Here is a 21,562-nt window from a genome sequence, read left to right as displayed (position 1 = left end):
CGGGGCGCCCGGATCGCGCGAGGTGACCACGGCTACCGCCCCCGCCACTTCGGCGCGCGCTTCTCGGTGAAGGCGGCGTGGAACTCGGCGTAGTCCTCGCCGTTCATCAGCAGGGCCTGCGTCGAGGCGTCCAGTTCGACGGAGGCGGCGAGCGGCATGTCCAGTTCGGCGGTGAGCAGCGCCTTCGTCTGGGCGTACGCGAGGGCCGGTCCGGCCGCCAGACGGTGGGCCAGCGCCCGCGCGGCCTCGTCGGCGTGGCCTTCCTCGGTCAGCTCGCTGATCAGGCCGATCCGCTCGGCCTCGGGCGCGCGCACGGGGTCGCCGAGCATCAGCAGCCGGGTCGCGTGGCCGAGCCCGACGACGCGGGGCAGCAGATAGGCGGCGCCCATGTCGCCGCCGGAGAGTCCGACGCGGGTGAAGAGGAAGGCGAAGCGGGCGCTGGGGTCGGCCACCCGGAAGTCGGCGGCCAGCGCGAGCACGGCTCCGGCGCCCGCGGCCACGCCGTGCACGGCCGCGATCACCGGGAAGGGGCACTCCCGTACGGCGCGCACGACCTGTCCGGTCATGCGGTTGAAGTCCAGGAGCTGGGCGGTGTCCATGGAGAGGGTGGCGCCGATGATCTCGTCGACGTCGCCCCCCGAGCAGAACCCGCGGCCCTCGCCGGCCAGCACCAGGGCACGCACCGACCGTTCCCGGGTCAGCTCGGCGAGCAGGTCACGCAGGTCGGCGTAGGCACCGAAGGTGAGGGCGTTGAGTTTCTCGGGCCGGGCCAGGGTGACCGTGGCGACCCCGTCGGCGAACGCGCACCTCAGGTGCCGCCACTCGGAGGTGCGGGCGGCTGAGCCGGTGAAGGGACTCATGACGGACGGCCTCCTCGGGCGGGGCGGCGGTCTGCGCGGCGGGACCACCCGCGCTCCCTCACGAAGTTATCACCAGTCTGTGACTGTCGTCACGAGTGCGCGATAACCCTGGCGTGAAGCGACCGTCGCCCGACGCCCGCGCTCCTCGCCCGTCACGGAGTAACGGAACCGCGATAGGCCCGTAACGACAGGAGCGCCGCGCGGGAGGCGACCCGTTGACCTGGGTACGCACCCTGTTGCCCGCCGAACGTCCCGGGAGGACCTGCCGAACGTCCCGCGAAGCGCCCGTCGAGCGCCTCTGCCCGGCCGCGCCGTACCATTCGTAAAGTTGAAAGCAGGACAGCCTGCTCCATGAACGGACCCGCCTTGCACGACACCCCCGCCCCCGCCTCCTGGCGCATCGTGCTGCCGCACACCGCAGCGGCCGTGCCGGTGGCGCGCGCCCTGGTCCGCACCGCGATGGCCGAGCTGGAGCACTCGGCCGACAGCGACACCGCGGAGCTGCTCACCGCGGAGCTGGTGGCCAACGCCGTGAAACACACCGCCGGGGACGGTCCCATAGAACTGGTCGTGGAACTGATGGCGACCGGCTGCCGGGTCGAGGTGCACGACCCCGACCCGGCGCCGCCGGGCAATCTCACCGCCCCCGGGCCGGTCGAGGCACCCGACCCCTGGCAGGAGCACGGGCGCGGCCTCCTGCTGATCCGGACCCTCAGTTCCTCCTGCGGACACCGCCCGACCGACTCCGGCAAGGCGGTCTGGTTCAGGCTTCCCGTGGCGCCGGTTCAGCGGCGGCTGCCCGCGTAACCCCGGCCGGGCGGGCGAGCGCCGAGTGACGGCGCCCGTAGAGGACGTACACGAGGGCGCCGGCCAGCAGGAACCCGGCGAACTGGATCCAGGTCGTCCAGCCCGTCTCGTACATCAGATACAGACAGAAGCCGACGCCGAGCAGCGGTACGACGGGGTAGAGCGGCACCCGGAACGTCCGGGCGAGGCCCGGCTCCCGCCTGCGCAGCGCGATCACCGCGACATTGACGGCGGCCATGGTGGCCAGCGTGCCGATGGTCGTCAGGTCGACGACCGCGTCGAGGGAGGCGAACGCGGCCGGGACCGCGAAGACGAGCGCGACGATCAGGGTTCCGGCGACCGGCGTCGACGTTCTCGGCGAGATCCTCTCGAAGACGCGCGGGACGAGTCCGTCGCGGGACATGGACATCAGGATGCGGGTCTGTCCGTACATCACCGCGAGGACCACGGAGGCGATGGCGACGACCGCGCCGAACGCGACGACCGCGCCGCCGATCGTGGAGCCGGTGACCACGTCGACGACGTACGAGAGCGCGGCGGGCCTGCCGCCCACCGCGTCGCCGCCGACCGCGCCGATGGCCGCGAGGGCGACGGCGCAGTAGAGCAGGGTGACCAGGCCGATGCAGATCAGGATGGCGACGGGGATGTCTCGGCGGGGGTTCTTGGCCTCCTCGCCGGCGGTGGTGATCGCGTCGAAGCCGATGTAGGAGAAGAAGGCGGCCGTGGTGCCCGCGCCGACGCCGCCGAGGCCGGCCGGCGAGAACGGGGTGAGGTTGCCGTCCTTGAAGGCGCTGAACCCGATCGCACAGAAGGCGACGAGCACGACGAGCTTGAGCAGGGCCATGGCCGCGGTCGCGCGGGCGCTCTCGCGCACCCCGCGGACCAGGAGCACCGCGGCCAGCCCGATCACGATGACCGCGGGAAGGTTGACGACTCCGCCGTCGGAGGGCCCGGCGGAGAGCGCCGCCGGGAGCCGCGTGCCCGTGAGGCTGTGCAGCAGTTCGTTCACGTACTGGCTCCAGCCCACCGCGACGGCCGACACGGAGACGCCGTACTCCAGGAGCAGGCACCAGCCGACGAGGAAGGCCGTGCCCTCGCCGAGCCCCGCGTAGGCGAAGGAGTACGAGGATCCGGAGACCGGGATCGCGCCGCCCAGCTCGGCGAACGAGAACGCGGTGAGGACGCAGGTGATCGCCGCGAGGATGAACGAGACGACCACGGCGGGTCCGGCCTGCGCGACCGAGTCGGAGAGACCGACGAAGATCCCGGTGCCGACGATCGCGCCGACACCGAAGCAGATGAGCTGGAAGAGGCCCATGGTGCGCTTGAGGCCGTGGCCCTCGCGGTCGGCACCGGATTCGGCGACGAGGAGCGCGGGGGACTTGATCCGCAGAGCGCGGGGGGCGCGGGGGGCACCCGGGGTCCGGGGCGCGCCCGGAGCGCGGGACGCGGCGGGGATCTCGGTGGCGGTGCGGGACGCCGGGGACGCGTGGGGCGTTCCGGGCGCGCGGGTGGTGCGTGGAGCGGGCATGCGGGTGGTGCTCATTTCCGGTGGTGCGGGGTGCGACGGTGGGGTGTCCCCCGCTCGGACGGAGCCGAGGCACGGGGAGAGTCGCGTGGCGGCCGCGGAAGGGGTGGCTCCGGACCGCCGGTCAGGACAGGGTTCGCGGCGATGCCGGTCAGGCCAGGGTCGCGACCAGGACCGCCTTGATGGTGTGCAGCCGGTTCTCCGCCTCGTCGAAGACGACCGAGTGGGGCGACTCGAACACCTCGTCGGTCACTTCGAGCGAGTCGAGGCCGTGGGTGGCGTGGATCTCGCGGCCGACCTTGGTGCCGAGGTCGTGGAAGGCCGGCAGGCAGTGCAGGAACCGCACGTCCGGGTTGCCGGTGGCGCGCAGCACGTCCATGGTCACGGCGTACGCGGACAGGTCGGCGATGCGCTCGTCCCACACCTCCTTGGGCTCGCCCATGGACACCCAGACGTCGGTGGCGACGAAGTCGGCGCCCCGGACGCCCTCGCCCACGTCCTCGGTGAGGGTGACCCGGCCGCCGTTGGCCCCGGCCAGTTCACGGGCCCGCGCGATGATCCCGTCGGCCGGCCAGTAGGCCCGCGGGGCGACGATACGGACGTCCATGCCGAGGAGCGCGCCGGTGACCAGGTAGGAGTTGCCCATGTTGAAACGGGCGTCACCGAGATAGGCGAAAGCGATCCCGTCGAGGGGCTTGGCGCAGTGCTCGGTCATCGTGAGCACGTCCGCGAGCATCTGGGTGGGGTGCCAGTCGTCGGTCAGACCGTTGTAGACGGGCACGCCGGCATACGCGGCCAGCTCCTCGACCGATGCCTGGCTGTCGCCCCGGTACTCGATCGCGTCGAACATCCGGCCGAGGACGCGCGCGGTGTCCTTCACGGACTCCTTGTGGCCTATCTGCGAGCCGGACGGGTCCAGATACGTCGTCGAGGCGCCCTGGTCCGCGGCGGCGACCTCGAAGGCGCAGCGGGTACGGGTCGAGGTCTTCTCGAAGATCAGCGCGATGTTCCTGCCGCGCAGGTACGCGGTCTCGGTCCCGGCCTTCTTGGCCGCCTTCAGCTCGGCGGCCAGCTCGACCAGACCGCGGAACTCCTCGCCGGTGAGGTCCAGCTCCTTGAGGAAGTGGCGGCCGGCGAGGGCGGTCGGGACTGTCGCCATGGGGGCGCTCCTGGGAACTGGGGGACGGAAGGGGTCACACGGGCGGGGACTTTTGGAATTCTATACGATGCTCAACATTTCTATACGGAGCAGGTGCGGTCGGCACGCCCTCGGCGGTCATGACGGCGGAGCCGCTCGGCGCGGGCCGGGCGACCGGCACGCGGCGGAACCGGACCCGGCCGTCCGCGGTCCGGGCGGTGGGCCCGGTGGACACCGCGGGCGCGCGGCGGCCCGGAGGCACGGCGCGGCCGGGGTACCGCCCTGGGAGCCGAGCGGTACCGGAGCCTATACGGGTGCCCGTTCGACCGGGCAGCTCATGCAGCGGGGGCCGCCCCGGCCGCGGCCGAGCTCACTGCCCGGGATCTCTATGACCTCGATGCCCTGCTTGCGCAGATGCGTGTTGGTGGTCGCGTTCCGCTCGTAGGCGACCACGACACCGGGCTCGACGGCGAGGACGTTGCACCCGTCGTCCCACTGTTCGCGCTCGGCCGCGTGCACGTCCTGCGTGGCGGTCAGGACGCGGATCTCGGTGAGCCCGAGCGCCGCGGCGATCGCGCGGTGCATGTGCTCCGGGGGATGGTCGGTGACCTTCAGCTCCTTCTCCCCCACACCCGGCTCGATGGTGTACGAGCGCAGCATGCCGAGCCCCGCGTACTGCGTGAAGGTGTCACCGTCCACCATCGTCATCACGGTGTCGAGGTGCATGAAGGCCCGTCGCTTGGGCATGTCGAGCGCCACGATGGTGCGGGCCGAACCGGCGGCGAACAGCTTGTGCGCGAGCATCTCGACGGCCTGGGGAGTGGTCCGCTCGCTCATGCCGATGAGGACCGCGCCGTTGCCGATGACCAGTACGTCACCGCCCTCGATGGTCGACGGGTAGTCCGCCTGGCCCTCCGACCAGAGATGGAAGGTCTCGTCCCGGAAGAGCGGGTGGTGCCGGTAGATCGCCTCGAAGTGCACGGTCTCGCGCTGCCGGGCCGGCCACCGCATGGCGTTGATGGAGACCCCGTCGTAGATCCAGGCGGAGGTGTCCCGGGTGAAGAGGTGGTTCGGCAGCGGACCGAGCAGGAAGTCGTCGAGGTCCATGACGTGGAAGCGCACGGACGTGGGTTCCGGATGCGCGTCCAGGAACTCCCGCTTGGTCATGCCGCCGACGAGCGCGGCGGCCAACTCGCCGGCGGGCAGCGTCTCGAAGGAGGCCCGCAGGTGGTCGGTCGCCAGCGGCCCGTACTCCTTCTCGTCGAAGACCCGGTCCAGGACGAGCGATCTGGCGGCCGGGATCTCCAGCGTCTTGGCGAGCAGGTCGCCGAAGAGGTGGACGGTGACCCCCCGGTCGCGCAGCACGTCCGCGAACCCGTCGTGCTCCGCACGGGCCCGGCGCACCCACAGCACGTCGTCGAAGAGCAGCGCGTCCTTGTTGCTGGGGGTGAGCCTCTTGAGCTCCAGATCAGGCCTGTGCAGGATGACGCGGCGCAGCCGCCCGGCCTCGGAGTCGACATGGAATCCCATGTCTCCATCCTGACCATCCGGACGCCCGTTCACCCGCGGATCGGGCCGACCCGGGCCACTTGATTTCGTCCTCTTGACGATAACCGGAACCCCGATTATCGTCTCACTGACGACAACAAGGAACGAAGGGCCGCCGGGACCGCCCGGCGGCAAGGGGGTACCCATGGCCGACATCACCCGGCGTCTCGGCTGGCGCCATCTGCGCGGGGCGCCGACCGCCCACGTCCGCCACCACCGGTCGGGCCAACTCGTGCACGACGGCCCCGGGCTCAGCTTCTGGTACCGCTCCCTGTCCGCCGCGCTCTCCGAAGTACCGGTGGACGACCGTGAGTTGGCGATGACCTTCCACGCCCGTACGTCCGACTTCCAGGACGTCGCGGTGCAGGCGACCGTCACCTACCGCATCAGCGACCCGGGGGTCGCGGCAGCGCGCCTGGACTTCTCCATCGACCCGGACACAGGCGTATGGCGCGGCGCGCCCCTCGAACAGCTGGGGACGCTGCTGACCGAGACGGCCCAGCAGCACGCCCTGGACGTGCTCGCCCGTACGCCCCTGGCGGCGGCCCTGATGGACGGCGTCGCCTCGGTGCGCGAACGGATCGCGGGCGGCCTGGCCGCCGAGCCCCGGCTTCCCTCCACGGGCATCGAGGTCGTGGCCGTACGTGTCGTGGCGCTGCGCCCCGAGCCCGAGGTGGAGCGGGCCCTGCGCACCCCCGCCCGCGAGCAGATCCAGCAGGAGGCCGACCGGGCGACGTACGAACGGCGGGCCGTCGCGGTCGAGCGGGAGCGGGCGATCGCCGAGAACGAGCTCGCCAGCCAGATCGAACTCGCCCGCCGCGAGGAGCAGTTGGTCGACCAGCGTGGAACGAACGCGCGGCGTGAGGCGGAGGAGCACGCGGCGGCGGACGCGGTACGCGCCGGCGCGGAGGCCGCGCGGACGGTCCGCCTGGCGGACGCCGAGGGCACCCGCGTGGTGCGGCTGGCCCAGGCCGAGGCGCAGGCCGCGCGCGAGGTCGGCGAGGCGCGGGCCGTGGCCCAGGCCGCCTGGCTGCGGGTCCACTCGGACGTGGACGTGGCCACGCTGCACGCGCTGACGGGCACGCGGCTCGCCGAGAACCTGCCGCGTATCGACAGCGTCACCGTGTCGCCCGACGTCCTGACCGGCCTGCTCTCGCGGCTCGGCGGGACCTCCGGAGAACCGGCGTGAGTCTCGCCCCGCGGGTCGTGCTCGTCCATCGCACCACGGAGTACGAGGAGTTGGTGGCCCGGCACGGGACGCACGGGCAGGCGGCGTTCTTCCTCACCTCCCGGGGCCGGGACATCCAGGAGGTCGCGGAGCGGAGCCGCCGGAACCGGCGGGCGCTGGCCGAGGTCGCGTCGGCGGTGCCGCTGACGTGGCGTCAGGCCAGGGTCGAGCGCGGTGACCTGGACCGGTTCCTGTTCGGCCCCGAGGACGTCGTGGTCGTGGTGGGGCAGGACGGGCTGGTCGCCAACGTCGCCAAGTACCTGTCCGGGCAGCCCGTGATCGGGATCGACACCGATCCCGGGCGCAATCCGGGCGTACTGGTGCGGCACCGGCCCCGGGACACGGGCGCTCTGCTCGCGTCGGCGCACGGGGGTCCGGCCGACGAGCTGACCATGGTCGAGGCGGTCGCGGACGACACGCAGCGACTGCTGGCGCTCAACGAGATCTATCTGGGAGCCGCGGACCATCAGACGGCCCGCTATCGGCTGGGGCTCGACGAGTACGGGGGTGCCGTCGAGCCCCAGGCCTCGTCCGGGGTGCTGGTGGGCACCGGGACGGGGGCGAGCGGGTGGCTCCGCTCGGTGTGGCAGGGGCGGGGCGGCGAGTTGCCGCTGCCCCGCCCCACGGACGAACGGCTGATCTGGTTCGTCCGCGAGGCCTGGCCGTCGCCGGTCACGGGGACGTCGCTCGTGGCCGGCGAGCTCGGGGGGGCCGGGCGGTTGTCGCTCACCGTCGAGTCCGATCGGCTGATCGCGTTCGGGGACGGGATGGAGGGGGACGCGGTGGAGTTGGTGTGGGGGCAGACGGTGCGGGTGGGGGTGGCGGGGGTCAGGTTGCGACTGCTGACCTGAGGGTTGCCGCCCCCGCCGCCCCCGCCGCCCCTGTCCGTCCCCGTCCCTGGGAGCTGCACCCCCAGACTCCGCCAAGGGGCTGCGCCCCCTGGACCCCCGCGTCGCCCGAAGGGCTCGTCCTCGAACGCCGGACGGGCTGGGTAGTTCAGCCCGTCCGGCGTTCGAGGACGAGCCCTTCGGGCGATGTGGGGGTCCAGGGGGCGGCAGCGCCTTGGCGGGGTCCGGGGCGGAGCCCCGAGGGATGGGACGGGTAGGGGCGGCGGGGCGGAAAACGAGCCACCGGGTCCCCATTGGCCCTTGCAGTGGCCTGGTCCCCTCCCGTTTCCTCGGTACTGCTGAAACCCTCTTTCACCGAGTGAGGTCAACCCGTGTCCAGCACGCTCCCCACCCCCGCCCGCCCCGAAGACAACGCGGCGACCGGCACCGCCCGAGTGAAGCGCGGCATGGCCGAGCAGCTCAAGGGCGGCGTGATCATGGACGTCGTCACCCCCGAACAGGCGAAGATCGCCGAGGACGCGGGCGCCGTCGCCGTCATGGCCCTGGAGCGGGTCCCGGCCGACATCCGCAAGGACGGCGGCGTGGCCCGGATGTCCGACCCGGACATGATCGAGGGCATCATCGACGCCGTCTCGATCCCGGTGATGGCCAAGTCCCGTATCGGCCACTTCGTCGAGGCCCAGGTCCTGCAGTCCCTCGGCGTCGACTACATCGACGAGTCCGAGGTCCTCACCCCGGCCGACGAGGTCAACCACTCCGACAAGTGGGCGTTCACCACCCCCTTCGTCTGCGGTGCCACCAACCTGGGCGAGGCCGTGCGCCGCATCGCCGAGGGCGCCGCGATGATCCGCTCCAAGGGCGAGGCCGGCACCGGCAACGTCGTCGAGGCCGTCCGTCACCTGCGTCAGATCAAGAACGAGATCGCCAGGCTGCGCGGCTACGACAACAACGAGCTGTACGCCGCTGCCAAGGAGCTGCGCGCCCCCTACGAGATCGTCAAGGAGGTCGCCGAGCTCGGCAAGCTCCCGGTGGTGCTGTTCTCCGCGGGCGGCGTCGCCACTCCCGCCGACGCGGCGCTGATGCGCCAGCTCGGCGCCGAGGGCGTCTTCGTCGGCTCCGGCATCTTCAAGTCCGGCGACCCGGCCAAGCGCGCCGCCGCCATCGTGAAGGCCACCACCTTCTACGACGACCCGAAGATCATCGCGGACGCGTCCCGCAACCTCGGCGAGGCCATGGTCGGCATCAACTGCGACACCCTCCCCGAGGCCGAGCGCTACGCCAACCGCGGCTGGTAGGACACACCACTCATGAGCACCCCCGTCATAGGCGTCCTGGCCCTCCAGGGTGACGTACGGGAGCACCTCATCGCCCTGGCCGCGGCGGACGCCGTGGCCAGGGCGGTACGGCGCCCCGAGGAACTCGCCGAGGTGGATGGCCTGGTCATCCCCGGCGGTGAGTCCACCACCATCTCCAAGCTGGCCCACCTCTTCGGCATGATGGAGCCCCTCCGCGCGCGCGTGCGCGAGGGGATGCCCGTGTACGGCACCTGCGCCGGCATGATCATGCTCGCCGACAAGATCCTCGACCCGCGCTCGGGGCAGGAGACGATCGGTGGCATCGACATGATCGTGCGCCGCAATGCCTTCGGACGCCAGAACGAGTCCTTCGAAGCGGCGGTCGCCGTCCAGGGCGTCGAGGGCGATCCCGTGGAGGGCGTCTTCATCCGCGCGCCGTGGGTGGAGTCCGTGGGGGCGGAGGCCGAAGTGCTGGCCACCCACGAGGGCCACATCGTCGCCGTGCGCCAGGGCAACGCGCTCGCCACCTCGTTCCACCCCGAACTGACCGGAGACCACCGCGTGCACGGCCTGTTCGTCGACATGGTGCGCGCGAACCGGACACCCGGCTCCTAGTAGGATCTGGGGGTCCCCCAGGCTCTTAGAGTGTGGGGGAGTTCGTACAGGATGGGTTACGCGAAGGAGACAGGCAGATGTCCGGCCACTCTAAATGGGCTACGACGAAGCACAAGAAGGCCGTGATCGACGCCAAGCGCGGCAAGCTCTTCGCGAAGATGATCAAGAACATCGAGGTGGCGGCCCGCACGGGCGGCGCCGACGTGTCCGGTAACCCGACGCTCTTCGACGCCATCCAGAAGGCCAAGAAGAGCTCGGTCCCGAACAAGAACATCGACTCGGCGGTCAAGCGCGGCGCCGGCCTCGAAGCCGGTGGCGCCGACTACGAGACGATCATGTACGAGGGTTACGGCCCGAACGGCGTCGCGGTGCTCATCGAGTGCCTCACCGACAACCGTAACCGCGCCGCCTCGGACGTCCGCGTCGCCATGACCCGCAACGGCGGCAACATGGCAGACCCGGGTTCGGTCTCGTACCTCTTCAACCGCAAGGGCGTCGTCATCGTCCCCAAGGGTGAGCTGACCGAGGACGACGTCCTGGGCGCCGTGCTCGACGCGGGCGCCGAGGAGGTCAACGACCTCGGTGAGTCCTACGAGGTCATCTCCGAGGCGACCGACCTGGTCGCCGTGCGCACCGCGCTGCAGGGCGCCGGGATCGACTACGACTCCGCCGACGCCAACTTCGTCCCGACCATGCAGGTCGAGCTCGACGAGGAGGGCGCCCGGAAGATCTTCAAGCTGATCGACGCGCTCGAGGACAGCGACGACGTGCAGAACGTCTTCGCCAACTTCGACGTCAGCGACGAGGTCATGGAGAAGGTCGACGCCTGAGCGCCGACAGCCGGACGGGCCGACGGGACACACCCCGTCGGCCCGTCGCTTTGTCAGTGGCACCCGATAGCCTGCACGAACAGCTGTCACCGGTGGGTGACCGGGGGAGATCGACGAAGGGGGACCGGGGTGCGGGTACTGGGTGTCGACCCCGGGCTGACCCGATGCGGTGTCGGCGTGGTCGAGGGAGTCGCGGGCCGGCCCCTGACCATGCGCGGGGTCGGTGTCGTACGCACCCCGGCGGACGCCGAGTTGGGCCTGCGCCTCGTCGCCGTCGAGCAGGGCATCGAGCGGTGGCTCGACGAGTACGCGCCCGAATACGTCGCGGTGGAGCGGGTGTTCAGCCAGCACAACGTCCGTACGGTGATGGGCACCGCCCAGGCCAGCGCCGTCGCCATGCTCTGTGCCGCCCGGCGCGGCATCCCCGTCGCCCTGCACACCCCGAGCGAGGTCAAGGCCGCCGTCACCGGCAGCGGACGCGCGGACAAGGCCCAGGTCGGCGCGATGGTCACCCGGCTGCTCAGGCTGGACGCGCCGCCCAAGCCCGCCGACGCCGCCGACGCCCTCGCGCTGGCGATCTGCCACATCTGGCGCGCACCCGCCCAGAACCGGCTCCAGCAGGCCGTCGCGCAGAACCGCCCGCAGCAGGGCGTCGCGCAGAACCGACTCCAGCAGGCGGCCGCCCTGCACGCGGCGCAAGCGGCGTCGCAGGCCGCACCGCACCACGCATCGAAAGGCCGTACCGCATGATCGCCTTCGTCAGCGGCCCGGTCGCCGCTCTCGCCCCCGACTCAGCGGTGGTGGAGGTCGGCGGCATCGGCATCGCCGTCCAGTGCACGCCGGGCACCCTCGCCACGCTCCGCATGGGACAGCCGGCCAGGCTCGCCACCTCCCTGGTCGTCCGCGAGGACTCCCTGACCCTGTACGGCTTCGCGGACGACGACGAGCGCGGGACCTTCGTGCTGCTGCAGACCGCGAGCGGTGTCGGCCCGCGCCTCGCCCAGGCCATGCTCGCCGTGCACACCCCCGACGCCCTGCGCCGGGCGATCGCCACGGGTGACGAGAAGGCCCTCACCGCCGTACCCGGCATCGGCAAGCGGGGAGCCCAGAAACTCCTGCTGGAGCTCAAGGACCGGCTCGGCGAGCCGCTCGGCACGGGCGCAGGGATCGGCACCCCGGTCAGCACCGGTTGGCGCGAGCAGCTGCACGCCGCGCTGATCGGCCTCGGGTACGCCACCCGCGAGGCCGACGAGGCGGTCTCCGCGGTCGCCCCGCAGGCCGAGGCGGAGGAGGGCGCACCCCAGGTGGGCCGGCTCCTGAAGGCCGCCCTGCAGACCCTCAACCGCGCCCGCTGACCCGGCGGCCCGCCGCCCGACCCGACCGGCGCCCGCCGACCCACCGGCCGCCCCACCACCACACCGCGAGGCACACGCAATGAACTGGGACGACACGACCGACGAGACCGCCGCCGACCGGCTCGTCGGTGCGTCCGCCGACCGTGAGGACCAGGCCGTCGAGGCGGCCCTGCGCCCCAAGGACCTGGACGAGTTCATCGGCCAGGAGAAGGTCCGCGAACAGCTCGACCTCGTGCTGCGCGCCGCCCGCGCCCGCGGCGCCACCGCCGACCACGTGCTGCTCTCCGGCGCCCCCGGCCTGGGCAAGACCACCCTCTCGATGATCATCGCGGCCGAGATGGGCGCCCCCATCCGCATCACCAGCGGCCCCGCGATCCAGCACGCGGGCGACCTCGCCGCGATCCTCTCCTCGCTCCAGGAGGGCGAGGTGCTCTTCCTGGACGAGATCCACCGCATGTCCCGGCCCGCCGAAGAGATGCTCTACATGGCGATGGAGGACTTCAGGGTCGACGTGATCGTCGGCAAGGGCCCGGGAGCCACCGCGATCCCCCTGGAGCTGCCGCCGTTCACCCTGGTCGGCGCCACCACCCGGGCAGGACTGCTGCCGCCCCCGCTGCGCGACCGCTTCGGCTTCACCGCGCACATGGAGTTCTACGAGCCTGCGGAGCTGCAGCGCGTCATCCACCGCTCCGCGAACCTCCTCGACGTCGAGATCGGCACGGAGGGCGCCGCCGAGATCGCCGGCCGCTCCCGCGGCACACCCCGTATCGCGAACCGTCTGCTGCGCCGGGTCCGGGACTACGCGCAGGTCAAGGCCGACGGCATCATCACCCGCGAGATCGCCGCCGCCGCGCTGAAGGTCTACGAGGTCGACGCCCGCGGCCTCGACCGCCTCGACCGAGGAGTCCTGGAAGCCCTGCTCAAGCTCTTCGGCGGCGGCCCGGTGGGCCTGTCCACGCTCGCGGTCGCGGTGGGGGAGGAGCGGGAGACCGTGGAGGAGGTCGCCGAGCCCTTCCTGGTGCGCGAGGGACTGCTCGCCCGTACGCCCCGTGGTCGCGTCGCGACTCCGGCGGCATGGGCACATCTCGGTCTCACCCCGCCCCAGCGGGCCATGGGGGGAAACGGACAAGGGGACCTGTTCGGGGCGTGACGGCGCGCGCGCTCGCGGGGTCAGGAACCCCGGTGCCATGCTGAGCGTTGTTCACTGAGCGCGGACTCGCTTAGACTCCGCCGATGCCGCCCTTGTAGGCGACATACATACCCCCATCCAGCAGGCCGCTCACCATCGCGGTCGAAGAAGGAAGTTCCGACCCGTGAGTCTCGTGACCCTCCTCCCGTTCATCGTGCTCATCGGGGCCATGTTCCTGATGACCCGGTCTGCCAAGAAGAAGCAGCAGCAGGCTGCTTCCATGCGCAACGACATGCAGCCCGGCTCCGGCGTGCGCACGATCGGTGGCATGTACGCCACCGTCAAGGAGGTCAACGAGGACTCGGTCCTTCTTGACGCGGGTCCCGGCGTGGACCTGCTCTTCGCGAAGAACTCGATCGGCGCCGTCCTCACCGACGACGAGTACAACCGCATCGTGCACGGCATCGAGCACGACCTCGAGGCCGACGGCCCGGTTGTCCCGGACGACGCCTCCTCCCTCACCGAGACCGACGAGCCCGCCGCCGACGCCTCTTCCGACGCCTCCGACGACAAGCCCATCGACCTCGGCAAGAAGGACGCCGCGGACGAGCCCGCCGACGCGAAGGCGGCCGAGGGCGACGAAGCAGAGCCGAAGAAGACCGACGGCGAGTCCGGCGCGAAGTAGCATCCCCCGGGGAACACGGCGCGATCCGCTCGCGCCCCGTGAACCCCAGGGATGTGCCTCTGTCGCACGGAGTCCCGACACCATGTCATGGCCGCCCACGCGCTGACCCCGCGCGAGGCGGCCCGAGAGGGAGTACGAGAAGGTGGCAGCACCGAAGAAGGGCCGGAGCGCGAGTGCCCAGAGCAGGCCGGGGCGCTCGCTCGCCCTCATCCTGATCGCCATCGTGGCGCTCACCGGGGGGATGTTCCTCTCCGGGCATTCCACCCCGCGTCTCGGCATCGACCTCGCCGGCGGCACCAGCATCACGCTGGAGGCGAAGAACGAGCCGGGCCAGCCGAACGCGATCAACAAGACCAACATGAACACCGCGGTCGACATCATGAACCGCCGTGTCAATGGTCTTGGTGTCTCCGAGGCAGAGGTCCAGACCCAGGGCGATCGCAACATCATCGTCAACATCCCCAAGGGCACGAACTCCAAGCAGGCCCGCGAGCAGGTCGGCACCACCGCCAAGCTCTACTTCCGCCCGGTGCTGGCCACCGAGGTCTCCGGGAACGCCGCGACGGCCAGTCCCTCGCCGAGCGCCTCCAGCAGCGACTCCTCGAAGGACAAGGCGAGCGACAAGGCGACCGACAAGGCGACGTCGTCGAGCTCCGCGACTCCGTCGGCCACGGCCACCTCCCAGGGCCGTGCGGTCACCGACGCCCTGAAGGCCGACACCACGCCGTCCGCGAACGCCTCGGCGAAGTCGTCGGCCTCCACCGCCGCCACGCCGGCGCCGAGCGGCAGCGCCGACCCCGCGACCGCCAAGCTCCAGGCCCAGTACGCCGCGCTCGACTGCACCGACAAGAAGGACCGTGCCAAGGCCGGTGACGGCGTCCTGCCCACCGCCCCCACGGTCGCCTGCGGCAAGAACTCCTCGGGCCAGTGGCAGAAGTACGTGCTCGGCGCCGCCGAGGTCTCCGGCACGGACATCAAGAGCGCCGCGGCCGTCTTCGACACCCAGAGCGCCGCAGGCTGGAAGGTCACCATGGACTTCACGTCCGGTGGCTCCAAGAAGTTCGCCGACATCACCGGCAAGCTCGCGAAGAACCAGTCCCCGCAGAACCAGTTCGCCATCGTCCTCGACGGTGAGGTCGTCTCCGACCCGTACGTCAGCCAGGCGCTGACCGGCGGCAACGCGGAGATCTCCGGCAGCTTCACGCAGACCGAGGCGCAGGACCTGGCCAACATGCTGAAGTACGGCGCGCTGCCGCTCGCGTTCAAGGAGCAGAGCGTCACCACCGTGACGGCGGCCCTCGGCGGCGAGCAGCTGCACGCCGGTCTGATCGCGGGCGCGATCGGCCTGGGCCTGGTCATCATCTACCTGGTGGTCTACTACCGGGGCCTGTCGGTCATCGCCATCGCCTCCCTGATGGTCTCCGCCGTCCTCACGTACGTGATCATGGCGTTGCTCGGCCCCGCCATCGGGTTCGCGCTGAACCTGCCGGCGGTCTGCGGCGCGATCGTCGCGATCGGCATCACGGCGGACTCGTTCATCGTGTTCTTCGAACGCATCCGGGACGAGATCCGCGAGGGCCGCAGCCTGCGCCCGGCCGTCGAGCGTGCCTGGCCGCGCGCCCGGCGCACCATCCTGGTCTCCGACTTCGTGTCGTTCCTCGCCGCCGCGGTGCTCTTCATCGTCACGGTCGGCAAGGTCCAGGGCTTCGCGTTCACCCTCGGTCTGACCACCCTGCTCGACGTGGTCGTCGTCTTCCTCTTCACCAAGCCGCTGATGACGCTCCTCGCCCGCAAGAAGTTCTTCGCGAGCGGTCACAGCTGGTCCGGACTGGACCCGAAGCGACTGGGCGCCCAGCCGCCGCTGCGCCGCACCCGTCGCGCGTCCGCCCCCGTCGACACGAAGGAGGCGTGAGATGTCGAAACTCGGCACCCTCGGCGCCCGGCTCCACCGCGGTGAGATCGGCTACGACTTCGTCGGCAAGCGCAAGATCTGGTACGCCATCTCGATCCTGATCACCATCACGGCCATCCTCGGTCTGACGGTGCGCGGCCTGAACATGGGCATCGAGTTCCAGGGCGGAGCCGTCTTCACGACGCCGAAGCACATGACGGCCTCGGTGAACCAGACCGAGACGTACGCGCAGGACGCCTCCGGTCACGACGCCATCGTCCAGAAGCTGGGCGACGGCACACTGCGCATCCAGATCGCGGGCATCGACACCGGCAAGTCGGACCAGATCAAGGACCAGCTCTCCAAGGACCTGAAGGTCGACTCGGAGCAGATCAACGCCGACCTGGTGGGTCCCAGCTGGGGTGACCAGATCGCCAACAAGGCCTGGGAGGGCCTGGCGATCTTCATGGTCCTCGTGGTGATCTACCTGGCCATCGCGTTCGAGTGGCGCATGGCCATCGCCGCGCTGGTCGCCCTGATCCACGACATCACCATCACGGTCGGCATCTACGCCCTGGTCGGCTTCGAGGTCACCCCGGGCACCGTGATCGGTCTGCTGACGATCCTCGGTTACTCGCTCTACGACACGGTGGTCGTCTTCGACAGCCTCAAGGAGCAGACGAAGGACATCACCAAGCAGACCCGGTACACGTACAGCGAGGTCGCCGACCGTTCGATCAACGGCACCCTGGTCCGTTCGATCAACACCACGGTGGTCGCGCTGCTGCCCGTCGCCGGCCTGCTGTTCATCGGGGGCGGTGTGCTCGGCGCGGGCATGCTCAACGACATCTCGCTCTCGCTGTTCGTCGGCCTCGCCGCCGGTGCGTACTCCTCCATCTTCATCGCCACGCCGCTCGTCGCCGACCTCAAGGAGCGCGAGCCGCAGATGAAGGCGCTCAGGAAGCGCGTCCTCGCCAAGCGCGCCCAGGCGGCCGCGAAGGGCGAACCCCTGGACGCGCCGGTCTCGGCCGTCCCGTTCGACGACGATGACGAGCCGGACGACGCCACACCGGCGGTCGTCGGCCCGCGCAACCAACCCGCGGCCCGCAACCGGGGCCGCGGCCGACCTTCGGGGAAGCGCCGATGACCGAGCTGACGGACGTCTCCACGCTGCTGCTCAGCCGTATCCGCGACGTGGCCGACTATCCGGAGCCGGGCGTGATGTTCAAGGACATCACGCCGCTGCTGGCCGACCCGGTGGCCTTCGAGGCGCTCACCGGCGTGCTCGCGGAGATCGCCGTCCGTACCGGGGCGACGAAGATCGTCGGCCTGGAGGCCCGCGGCTTCATCCTCGGTGCCCCGGTCGCGGTCCGCGCCGGGCTCGGCTTCATCCCCGTACGCAAGGCGGGCAAGCTCCCCGGAGCGACCCTGTCGCAGACGTACGACCTGGAGTACGGCTCCGCCGAGATCGAGGTGCACGCCGAGGACCTGGACGCGGGCGACCGCATACTGGTCGTCGACGACGTCCTCGCCACCGGCGGCACCGCCGAGGCCTCGCTCCAGCTCGTCCGCAGGGCGGGCGCCGAGGTCGCGGGCGTCGCCGTGCTGATGGAGCTCGGCTTCCTCGGCGGCCGGGGCCGCCTGGAGCCCGCTCTCGCGGGCGCTCCGCTGGAGGCACTCCTCCAGATCTGAGCAACCCCGACGGCTCGGAGCGGTTCGGAACAGCGCGGAACAGCTCGGGAAAGACCCAGGCAAGCTTGAGGAAAGGCCTGGGACACCCGTGGGACACCGTCGGAGGCGGGCCCGGAGGAATCCGGTGCCCGCCTCTCGCGTTCCCCCTGTACGGGCCGTCCCCACGGCCCGGAGCGAGCCCGGCGCCCAGGATCGCTACCATGGGGTCTCCGGAGCCTGACCGGGGGACCCGGAACGCGCACGAGGAGCCCTCTTGCCAGACGAGGCCCAGCCACTCACCGCCGCCAAGCCCGAGCCCGCCCCGGGCGGCACGGACACGCCCGCGAAGAGCGCCGCTCCCGGGCCGGTCGAGCACGCCCAGTCCGCGCCCGACGACAAGGCGGCCGAGCAGCCCCGCCCCAAGCCGGCCCCCGCCGAGCGTGTGGCGAGCACCCCGGCGGTCCGTTCGGCCCCGAGCCAGCCCGCGCGCACCGGTGGCTCCTCCAACCGCGTCCGGGCCCGCCTGGCCCGGCTCGGCGTGCAGCGCTCGAACCCGTACAACCCGGTCCTGGAGCCCCTGCTGCGGATAGTGCGCAGCAACGACCCCAAGATCGAGACGGCCACGCTCCGCCAGGTCGAGAAGGCATACCAGGTCGCCGAGCGCTGGCACCGGGGCCAGAAGCGCAAGAGCGGCGACCCGTACATCACGCACCCGCTCGCCGTCACCACCATCCTGGCCGAGCTGGGCATGGACCCGGCCACCCTGATGGCGGGCCTGCTGCACGACACCGTCGAGGACACCGAGTACGGCCTGGACACCCTCAAGCGCGACTTCGGCGACCAGGTCGCCCTGCTCGTCGACGGCGTCACCAAGCTGGACAAGGTCAAGTTCGGTGAGGCCGCGCAGGCCGAGACCGTGCGCAAGATGGTCGTCGCCATGGCCAAGGACCCGCGCGTCCTGGTCATCAAGCTCGCCGACCGGCTGCACAACATGCGCACGATGCGCTACCTCAAGCGCGAGAAGCAGGAGAAGAAGGCGCGCGAGACCCTGGAGATCTACGCGCCGCTCGCCCACCGCCTGGGCATGAACACCATCAAGTGGGAGCTGGAGGACCTCGCCTTCGCGATCCTCTACCCCAAGATGTACGACGAGATCGTCCGCCTGGTCGCCGAGCGCGCCCCCAAGCGCGACGAATACCTCGCCATAGTGACCGACGAGGTCCAGTCCGACCTGCGCGCGGCCCGGATCAAGGCGACCGTCACCGGCCGCCCGAAGCACTACTACAGCGTCTACCAGAAGATGATCGTCCGCGGCCGCGACTTTGCGGAGATCTACGACCTGGTGGGCATCCGTGTCCTCGTGGACACCGTCAGGGACTGCTACGCGGCCCTCGGCACCGTGCACGCGCGATGGAACCCGGTACCCGGCCGGTTCAAGGACTACATCGCGATGCCCAAGTTCAACATGTACCAGTCGCTGCACACGACGGTCATCGGGCCGAACGGCAAGCCGGTCGAACTCCAGATCCGCACGTTCGACATGCACCGCCGTGCCGAGTACGGCATCGCCGCGCACTGGAAGTACAAGCAGGAGCCCTCCGCCGGCGCCTCCAAGGTGCGTACCGACGCCCCGAAGAGCGTCAGCAAGGACAAGGACGCGGTCAACGACATGGCGTGGCTGCGCCAGTTGCTCGACTGGCAGAAGGAGACCGAGGACCCCAGCGAGTTCCTGGAGTCGCTGCGCTTCGACCTGTCCCGCAACGAGGTCTTCGTCTTCACGCCCAAGGGCGACGTCATAGCGCTCCCGGCGGGCGCGACCCCCGTGGACTTCGCGTACGCGGTCCACACGGAGGTCGGCCACCGCACGATAGGCGCCCGGGTCAACGGACGCCTCGTCCCCCTCGAATCGACCCTGGACAACGGCGACTTGGTGGAGGTCTTCACCTCCAAGGCGGCCGGCGCCGGACCCTCCCGCGACTGGCTCGGGTTCGTCAAGTCCCCGCGCGCCCGCAACAAGATCCGAGCCTGGTTCTCCAAGGAGCGCCGCGACGAGGCGATCGAGCAGGGCAAGGACGCCATCGCCCGCGCGATGCGCAAGCAGAACCTGCCGATCCAGCGCATCCTGACCGGCGACTCGCTGGTGACGCTCGCGCACGAGATGCGCTACCCCGACATCTCCTCGCTGTACGCGGCCATCGGTGAGGGCCATGTCGCCGCGCAGAGCGTCGTGCAGAAGCTGGTGCAGGCCCTCGGTGGCGAGGAGGCGGCCACCGAGGAGATCGACGAGAGCGTCCCGCCCGCCCGCGGCCGCGGCCGCAAGCGGCGCTCCAACGCCGACCCGGGTGTGGTCGTCAAGGGCGTCGACGACGTGTGGGTCAAACTCGCGCGCTGCTGCACCCCGGTTCCCGGCGACCCCATCATCGGCTTCGTCACCCGCGGCAGCGGTGTCTCGGTCCACCGCAACGACTGCGTCAACGTGGAGTCCCTGTCGCGCGAGCCGGAGCGCATCCTCGACGTGGAGTGGGCGCCCACCCAGTCCTCGGTCTTCCTGGTCGCCATCCAGGTGGAGGCCCTGGACCGCTCCCGGCTGCTCTCCGACGTCACGCGCGTCCTGTCCGACCAGCACGTCAACATCCTGTCCGCGGCCGTCCAGACCTCCCGCGACCGTGTGGCGACCTCCCGCTTCACCTTCGAGATGGGCGACCCCAAGCACCTGGGGCACGTCCTGAAGGCGGTACGGGGCGTGGAGGGCGTGTACGACGTGTACCGGGTGACATCGGCACGCAGGCCCTGACCCGCTCGCGGCATACGAGAGGGGCTCCCGTACCGATGTACGGGAGCCCCTCTCGTATGCCCTGGCGCGGAGGGCGACGGCTGCTCAGCCGCCGAACTCCTGCAGCCCCTTCAGCGCCTGCTCGAGCAGCGCCTGACGGCCGTCGAGCTCCCGCTGGAGCTTGTCGGCCTTCGAGGTGTTGCCCGCGGAGCGCGCGGCCTCGATCTGGCCCTGGAGCTTGTCCACGGCGGCCTGCAGCTGACCGGTCAGCCCCTCGGCACGCGCACGCGCCTCCGGGTTGGTCCGGCGCCACTCGGCCTCCTCGGACTCCTGCAGGGCCCGCTCCACCGCGTGCATCCGGCCCTCGACCTTCGGCCGGGCGTCACGCGGCACATGGCCGATGGCCTCCCAGCGCTCGTTGATCGAGCGGAAGGCGGCCCGGGCGGCCTTCAGTTCCTGCACCGGGACGAGCTTCTCGGCCTCCTCGGCCAGCTCCTCCTTGAGCTTCAGGTTCTCCGTCTGCTCCGCGTCACGCTCGGCGAAGACCGAACCGCGCGCCGCGAAGAACACGTCCTGGGCACCGCGGAAACGGTTCCACAGGTCGTCCTCGTGCTCGCGCTGAGCGCGGCCCGCGGCCTTCCAGTCCGCCATCAGCTCGCGGTAGCGCGCCGCCGTCGGACCCCAGTCCGACGAGGCGGACAGCGACTCGGCCTCCGCGACCAGCTTCTCCTTGGTCTTGCGGGCGTCCTCGCGCTGCGCGTCCAGCGAGGCGAAGTGCGCCTTGCGGCGCTTGGAGAACGCCGAGCGCGCGTGCGAGAAGCGGTGCCACAGCTCGTCGTCCGACTTGCGGTCGAGCCGCGGCAGCCCCTTCCACGTGTCCACCAGGGAGCGCAGCCGTTCACCGGCCGCCCGCCACTGATCGCTCTGCGCCAGCTCCTCCGCCTCGACGACCAGCGCCTCCTTGGAGTGCCGCGCCTCGTCGGACTGCTTCGCCCGCTGGACCTTGCGCTCCTCACGGCGCGCGTCCACCGTCTCGACGAGCTTGTCCAGCCGTACCTTCAACGCCGCCAGATCGCCGACCGCGTGGTGGGCGTCCACCTGCGAGCGGATGTGGTCGATGGCGGTCTGGGCGTCCTTCGCCGACAGGTCGGTGGTCTTCACTCGCTTCTCGAGGAGGCCGATCTCCACAACCAGGCCTTCGTACTTGCGCTCGAAGTAGGCCAGCGCCTCGTCAGGGGAGCCGGCCTGCCAGGAACCGACGACCTGCTCGCCGTCGGCCGTACGCACGTACACGGTCCCCGTCTCGTCGACGCGGCCCCACGGGTCGCTGCTCACAGCGCCTCCTCCACATGATGCCTGCG

19 protein-coding genes are annotated in these 21,562 nt (G+C 71.0%); 14 read left to right on the top strand and 5 right to left on the bottom strand.

Features of this window, described 5'->3' with window-relative positions; all coding sequences use genetic code 11:
• Positions 1 to 32 precede the first annotated feature (32 nt).
• Entirely contained in the window at positions 33 to 860 is an 828-nt protein-coding gene (locus tag ACFVTC_RS31670) for an enoyl-CoA hydratase family protein (RefSeq protein WP_390131892.1), read from the bottom strand.
• 351 nt (positions 861 to 1,211) lie between these two features.
• Between ACFVTC_RS31670 and ACFVTC_RS31665 the strand changes: the two genes are divergently transcribed.
• A complete protein-coding gene (locus ACFVTC_RS31665; RefSeq protein ID WP_390131891.1) occupies positions 1,212 to 1,667 on the top strand; it encodes an ATP-binding protein in 456 nt (151 codons plus the stop codon).
• On the opposite strand, the gene ACFVTC_RS31660 is transcribed toward ACFVTC_RS31665, so the two are convergent.
• The 3 genes from ACFVTC_RS31660 to ACFVTC_RS31650 form a co-directional block, all read right to left on the bottom strand.
• Positions 1,624 to 3,198, bottom strand: a complete 1,575-nt coding sequence (locus tag ACFVTC_RS31660) for an amino acid permease (protein WP_390131890.1) — start codon at positions 3,196 to 3,198, stop codon at positions 1,624 to 1,626. The genes ACFVTC_RS31665 and ACFVTC_RS31660 overlap by 44 nt on opposite strands.
• A 148-nt stretch (positions 3,199 to 3,346) precedes the next feature.
• Entirely contained in the window at positions 3,347 to 4,354 is a 1,008-nt protein-coding gene (gene argF / locus ACFVTC_RS31655; RefSeq protein ID WP_390131889.1) for an ornithine carbamoyltransferase, read from the bottom strand.
• A gap of 285 nt (positions 4,355 to 4,639) precedes the next feature.
• Entirely contained in the window at positions 4,640 to 5,863 is a 1,224-nt protein-coding gene (locus ACFVTC_RS31650) for an arginine deiminase (RefSeq protein ID WP_390131888.1), read from the bottom strand.
• A 163-nt stretch (positions 5,864 to 6,026) separates the two neighbouring features.
• Here ACFVTC_RS31650 and ACFVTC_RS31645 point away from each other — a divergent pair, with 163 nt between their 5' ends.
• From ACFVTC_RS31645 to ACFVTC_RS31585, 13 genes are all read left to right on the top strand, one after another.
• Positions 6,027 to 7,070, top strand: a complete 1,044-nt coding sequence (locus ACFVTC_RS31645) for an SPFH domain-containing protein (protein WP_390131887.1) — start codon at positions 6,027 to 6,029, stop codon at positions 7,068 to 7,070.
• On the top strand, positions 7,067 to 7,960 hold the full coding sequence (locus tag ACFVTC_RS31640) for a hypothetical protein (RefSeq protein WP_390131886.1): 894 nt from the start codon (positions 7,067 to 7,069) through the stop codon (positions 7,958 to 7,960). Before ACFVTC_RS31645 ends, ACFVTC_RS31640 begins: the two co-directional genes overlap by 4 nt.
• 368 nt (positions 7,961 to 8,328) lie before the next feature.
• Complete coding sequence (pdxS, locus tag ACFVTC_RS31635; RefSeq protein WP_390131885.1) at positions 8,329 to 9,252, top strand: pyridoxal 5'-phosphate synthase lyase subunit PdxS; 924 nt, start codon at positions 8,329 to 8,331, stop codon at positions 9,250 to 9,252.
• Positions 9,253 to 9,264: 12 nt separating this feature from the next.
• Entirely contained in the window at positions 9,265 to 9,867 is a 603-nt protein-coding gene (pdxT, locus tag ACFVTC_RS31630; protein WP_390131884.1) for a pyridoxal 5'-phosphate synthase glutaminase subunit PdxT, read from the top strand.
• A gap of 77 nt (positions 9,868 to 9,944) precedes the next feature.
• A complete protein-coding gene (locus tag ACFVTC_RS31625; protein ID WP_390131883.1) occupies positions 9,945 to 10,697 on the top strand; it encodes a YebC/PmpR family DNA-binding transcriptional regulator in 753 nt (250 codons plus the stop codon).
• 129 nt (positions 10,698 to 10,826) lie between these two features.
• A complete protein-coding gene (gene ruvC, locus ACFVTC_RS31620) occupies positions 10,827 to 11,447 on the top strand; it encodes a crossover junction endodeoxyribonuclease RuvC (RefSeq protein ID WP_390131882.1) in 621 nt (206 codons plus the stop codon).
• Positions 11,444 to 12,052, top strand: a complete 609-nt coding sequence (gene ruvA / locus ACFVTC_RS31615; protein WP_390131881.1) for a Holliday junction branch migration protein RuvA — start codon at positions 11,444 to 11,446, stop codon at positions 12,050 to 12,052. Before ruvC ends, ruvA begins: the two co-directional genes overlap by 4 nt.
• Before the next feature lie 79 nt (positions 12,053 to 12,131).
• Positions 12,132 to 13,202, top strand: coding sequence for a Holliday junction branch migration DNA helicase RuvB (ruvB, locus tag ACFVTC_RS31610; protein WP_168527191.1), 1,071 nt, complete (start codon positions 12,132 to 12,134; stop codon positions 13,200 to 13,202).
• A gap of 163 nt (positions 13,203 to 13,365) precedes the next feature.
• Entirely contained in the window at positions 13,366 to 13,866 is a 501-nt protein-coding gene (gene yajC, locus ACFVTC_RS31605; protein ID WP_168527190.1) for a preprotein translocase subunit YajC, read from the top strand.
• A 142-nt stretch (positions 13,867 to 14,008) separates the two neighbouring features.
• Positions 14,009 to 15,778: a protein translocase subunit SecD gene (gene secD / locus ACFVTC_RS31600; protein WP_390131880.1), complete on the top strand. Its 1,770-nt coding sequence runs from the start codon at positions 14,009 to 14,011 to the stop codon at positions 15,776 to 15,778.
• A gap of 1 nt (position 15,779) precedes the next feature.
• A complete protein-coding gene (gene secF / locus ACFVTC_RS31595) occupies positions 15,780 to 16,904 on the top strand; it encodes a protein translocase subunit SecF (RefSeq protein WP_390131879.1) in 1,125 nt (374 codons plus the stop codon).
• Positions 16,901 to 17,449 carry an adenine phosphoribosyltransferase gene (locus tag ACFVTC_RS31590; protein ID WP_390131878.1) on the top strand — a complete coding sequence of 183 codons (549 nt, stop codon included), beginning with the start codon at positions 16,901 to 16,903 and terminating at the stop codon, positions 17,447 to 17,449. The genes secF and ACFVTC_RS31590 overlap by 4 nt, the downstream gene beginning before the upstream one ends.
• A gap of 253 nt (positions 17,450 to 17,702) precedes the next feature.
• Positions 17,703 to 20,222 carry a RelA/SpoT family protein gene (locus tag ACFVTC_RS31585; protein WP_390131877.1) on the top strand — a complete coding sequence of 840 codons (2,520 nt, stop codon included), beginning with the start codon at positions 17,703 to 17,705 and terminating at the stop codon, positions 20,220 to 20,222.
• Positions 20,223 to 20,306: 84 nt separating this feature from the next.
• On the opposite strand, the gene ACFVTC_RS31580 is transcribed toward ACFVTC_RS31585, so the two are convergent.
• Positions 20,307 to 21,536, bottom strand: coding sequence for a DUF349 domain-containing protein (locus ACFVTC_RS31580; RefSeq protein WP_390131876.1), 1,230 nt, complete (start codon positions 21,534 to 21,536; stop codon positions 20,307 to 20,309).
• Between the last annotated feature and the right edge of the window lie 26 nt (positions 21,537 to 21,562).

It is taken from the genome of Streptomyces sp. NPDC057950, assembly GCF_042887295.1.
In the GTDB taxonomy this organism is placed as follows: Bacteria; Actinomycetota; Actinomycetes; order Streptomycetales; family Streptomycetaceae; genus Streptomyces; species Streptomyces kaempferi.
This window is presented reverse-complemented; position numbering and strand designations above follow the sequence as displayed.